The sequence below is a fragment of the Neisseria sp. P0009.S007 genome (assembly GCF_051962515.1).
On record NZ_JBQCVF010000141.1, the window covers coordinates 1 to 4,153 of the forward strand.

Annotated in this window: 6 protein-coding genes and 1 pseudogene; all 7 read right to left on the reverse strand. The window is 49.2% G+C overall.

Annotated elements, in window-relative coordinates; genetic code table 11:
• Positions 1-171: 171 nt before the first annotated feature.
• Positions 172-1,134: a D-glycero-beta-D-manno-heptose-7-phosphate kinase gene (gene rfaE1, locus ACTHS3_RS10465; protein WP_004520810.1), complete on the reverse strand. Its 963-nt coding sequence runs from the start codon at positions 1,132-1,134 to the stop codon at positions 172-174.
• Positions 1,135-1,175: 41 nt separating this feature from the next.
• Positions 1,176-1,640, reverse strand: a complete 465-nt coding sequence (locus ACTHS3_RS10470; protein ID WP_004520811.1) for a hypothetical protein — start codon at positions 1,638-1,640, stop codon at positions 1,176-1,178.
• Positions 1,625-1,843, reverse strand: a complete 219-nt coding sequence (locus ACTHS3_RS10475; protein WP_004520812.1) for an NADH dehydrogenase — start codon at positions 1,841-1,843, stop codon at positions 1,625-1,627. The genes ACTHS3_RS10470 and ACTHS3_RS10475 overlap by 16 nt, the downstream gene beginning before the upstream one ends.
• 13 nt (positions 1,844-1,856) lie before the next feature.
• Positions 1,857-2,588, reverse strand: a complete 732-nt coding sequence (gene pyrF, locus ACTHS3_RS10480; RefSeq protein ID WP_049335590.1) for an orotidine-5'-phosphate decarboxylase — start codon at positions 2,586-2,588, stop codon at positions 1,857-1,859.
• Positions 2,589-2,696: 108 nt separating this feature from the next.
• The gene (gene adk / locus ACTHS3_RS10485; protein WP_003746105.1) at positions 2,697-3,344 is read right to left on the reverse strand and encodes an adenylate kinase; all 648 of its coding nucleotides are present in this window, start codon (positions 3,342-3,344) and stop codon (positions 2,697-2,699) included.
• Between the two features lie 72 nt (positions 3,345-3,416).
• On the reverse strand, positions 3,417-3,935 hold the full coding sequence (locus tag ACTHS3_RS10490; protein ID WP_004520816.1) for a hypothetical protein: 519 nt from the start codon (positions 3,933-3,935) through the stop codon (positions 3,417-3,419).
• A gap of 11 nt (positions 3,936-3,946) precedes the next feature.
• A pseudogene (locus ACTHS3_RS10495) lies at positions 3,947-4,153 on the reverse strand (3-deoxy-manno-octulosonate cytidylyltransferase); the annotation flags it as partial.

The window sequence follows — 4,153 nt, forward strand, 5'->3', positions numbered from 1 at the left end:
AAGCCGGCCGCGCCTGTTACGATAATGGTCATAATGAATTTCCTTTATTTTGATTTTTCAGACGGCCTTGAAGAAATCATGCTGTCTAAAAATAAAAACTTGTCTGTCTGGATTATTTTCCAACTCTATTTTCAGACGGCCTTTAGATTTTAAGGCCGTCTGAAACCGCAATTATTGCTCTTCCAATGCCTTAGTCAATTCGGCAAACGAGCAAACCGCTGTACCAAGTTTTGCCACGACAACACCTGCCGCAGTATTGGCAAGGTGCATCGCTTCGGGCATGGTATAACCAGCGGCCAAACCCAAGCCCACTCCGGCAATAACGGTATCGCCTGCACCCGATACATCATAGACTTCTTGGGCCCGTGTAGGCTGATAAATCGGCTCGCCCTCATTGAACAGGGTCATACCCTCTTCACTTCGGGTCAGCAAAATCGCGGTCAAATCAAGATGACGGCGCAGGTTTTGGGCTTTTTCAGTCAAATCATTTTCGTTTTTCCAGCTACCCACCACTTCTTTCAACTCTGCACGGTTAGGCGTAATCAGCGTAGCGCCGGCATATTTTTCGTAATCATCGCCTTTGGGGTCGATTAAAACAGGTTTACCGGCCTGTTTCGCCCAATCGATCATATCGGAAATATGCGACAGGCCGCCCTTGCCGTAATCTGAAAAAATAATGGCATCGTATTCAGGCAACACTTCGCAATATTGATGCTTGATTTGTTCCAACACTTCACGATGAGGCGATTCTTCAAAATCAAGTCGGATAAGCTGCTGATTACGGGCAACAACGCGCAATTTGACAGTAGTCGCAATTTGCTTGTCGCGCATCAGATAGGAAGCAACGCCGTCTTGCATCATCAATGCGTCCAACGCATCTGCAGCTTCATCATCGCCAGTCACGGACAACAGCCCTACTTTGCCGCCCAATGAAGCGATATTGCGCGCAACGTTTGCCGCCCCGCCCGCCCGCTGGTCGATACGGGCGATTTTCGCCACCGGCACAGGGGCTTCAGGAGAAATGCGGGACACATCGCCAAACCAATAACGGTCGAGCATCACATCGCCGACAACAAGGACTTTGGCTTGTGCAAAACGGGATTTGAGGGTTTCTTGTTGGAACTTGGTTACCATACTGGCTCCATTAAAATCTCTGTGTAAGGCTTGTTATCGGTTTATTGATCTAACAGCCTAAAAATATCTTGAGGCTCATATACCTGCATATGGTTTTTCGAGTACGACGCCTGTTCATGAGATGACAACAACGCTGCTTTCAGCATGGCTTGCGCCAATTTTTCGACAGCAAGTGGACGTTGGTTTTTCAGCATGCCGATGCGGTTGAGTACGCGAAAAATCCGTTCTGCTATTTTTTCGCCCAAGCGGTCGCTGTTCGGACGAATCAGCAATGGCGGGCGGAAAATAATAAGGTGAGGAAAATTCAAAGCGATAATTGCTTGCTCCAATTCGCCCTTCATCCGTTGATAAAACAGGCGCGAAGCAGAATTTGCACCGGAAGCGGAAATCAAAACCAAAGTATTGACGCCGTTTTCTCGTGCGGCTTTGGCAAATTCAAGATTTGCCTCATAATCAATTGCCCATTGCGCTTCTTTACTTCCTGCTGCTTTCAGGGTTGTTCCCAAGCAGGCAAACAATCATCCTGTACTTCATCGCGCCAATCATCAGGCTGAGAAAAATCAATCTGATGGCTATTTAGCTTTTGGTGGGTAAAATCAGGATGTCTGCGACCGAAGCAGTCGATAGACTCAACCTCTGAACTGGTTGCAAGTAAAGGCAACAAGGATTTTCCTGTTGCGCCTGTCGCACCAATCACAATCGTCTTCATACTTCAGACGGCCTTAAGCGTTGGCTACTCGATTGACTTCACGCAATACGGCTACCGGATCGGCAGCTTTGGTTACCGGACGGCCCATTACCAAATAGGTTGAACCGGCAGCCAATGCTTCGGCCGGTGTCATAATACGGCGTTGGTCGTCATTATTGCCTGCAACGTCCAAGCGGATACCTGGTGTGACCAAGACAAAATCCTGTCCCAATTCACGACGCAATGGTGCGGCTTCTTGAGCGGAACATACCACGCCGTCCAAGCCTGAACTTTGCGCCAGTTTCGCCAAGCGGATGACTTGTTCTTCAGGGGCGATGTTCAAACCGATTTCGGACAAGTCGCTTTGTTCCATGCTAGTCAACACGGTTACGCCGATTAGGAGCGGCTTGGTTTGATATCCGGCAACGGCTTCTGCTGCAGCTTCCATCATGCGGCGGCCACCGGAGGCGTGCATATCGACCATCCAAACGCCCATATCGGCAGCAACTTTACAGGCCTGAGCAACTGTGTGGGGAATATCGTGGTATTTCAAATCGAGGAAAAGTTTGAAACCTTGATTGATTAAGCTTTCTGCCAAATTACGGCCGGTTGCGGTAAACAGCTCTTTGCCGATTTTGATTTGACACAATGCCGGGTCAAGATTGCGGACAAATCCGAGCGTATCTTTTTCGTTGGCAAAATCAAGGGCGACGATAACGGGAGTACGTTGTTGCTGAGTTTGGAAGTCGGAGATCAAGGGATTCATAAGATGCCTGCGGAAACGGTTATAGCTTCGATTTTAACAGCTTTTGTACACAAAAGGCCGTCTGAAAATATTTTTTCAGACGGCCTCATGATTTTACTTCAGCAAAACTTATTTGCCCAAACCTTTCAATACTTCGGCTTTCACGGCTTCTACTGCTTGGGTGCCGTCGACTTTGATGTATTTAGGCGCGTGTTCGCCTTCCAGTTTGCTGTAGAAATCAACCAGAACTTCGGTTTGCTCGTGGTAAACGGCAAGGCGTTTTTTCACGGTTTCTTCTTTGTCGTCGTCGCGTTGAATCAAATCTTCGCCGGTTACGTCGTCTTTGCCTTCAACTTTAGGCGGATTGTAGGTAACGTGGTAAGTACGGCCGGAAGCCAAATGCACGCGGCGGCCGCTCATGCGGTCGACAATCACGCTGTCGGGTACGTCGATTTCAACAACCGCGTCCAAATCCACACCAGCTTCAACCATCGCTTCGGCTTGTGCCAATGTGCGTGGGAAACCGTCAAACAGGAAACCGTTTTTGCAGTCGTCTTGGGCAATACGCTCTTTGACCATGCCGATAATGATGTCGTCGCGTACCAAACCGCCTTCATCAATGATTTTTTTTGCTTCCAAACCCAGCGGAGTGCCTGCTTTGATGGCAGCACGGAGCATATCGCCGGTAGAGATTTGAGGAATGCCGAATGCAGCAGTGATGAATTGAGCCTGTGTGCCTTTGCCGGCGCCTGGTGCGCCCAACAATAATACTTTCATGATGAGTCCTTCTTGGTTTATGGATTTGATGTTTGTTTAATTCTACACGCCTTGCGTTTATCGTTCAAAACTTCAGACGGCCTGCTCTGAGCCAAAGTGCTGCCACGCATCATCGCGCATTTCGATAAACCAGCTGTCTTCGGGGAAGCGTTCCAATGCGTCTTTCAACGTGGAAAGTAGGTTTTGGGACAAGGCTTTTGCCAAATATTCTTCCTCGTTGGCTTCTGCCGCTTTATCCGGCTGTTGCGCTAAACCGAGGGCGCGTGTCCGATGGCCGTGTGCCAGATAGTTGAGCGCAATCACTTTTTGTGCCCAAAGCTGGGGAATATCGGGGCTTTCCTGCAACAACACCGATAAAATCGATACGGCGACCGCCAACCGTCCGCCGGTCATGCGCAAATCTAAGGATTGGTTGGGCGGCAGGGTGCTGAGCATTTCTGCCATGCGAAACCAAAATTCGCCGCTGGCCTCGTCGGGCGCGGCCACTTTCAACATTTCGTAGTTGAACTCTTGATCGTCGTCTTTGACCAGCAAAGCGACATCGGCAAGCAGTTTTTGTTCGTCACGGCTCAAATGGCGTAAATCATTCATGTTTTTTCCTTTCAGACGGCCTCGAACACAGCCCTTACCCTGTCCAAATCTTCCTGTGTATCCACGCCGGCGGCTGGCGCTTCTTGGGCAATTTCAACAGCAATCGGATAACCGTGCCACAGGACGCGCAATTGTTCCAGAGATTCAATGGTTTCCAAAGGAGAAACTTCCATTTCGGAATAGCGTTGCAGGAAACCTGCACGATAGGCATAAATGCC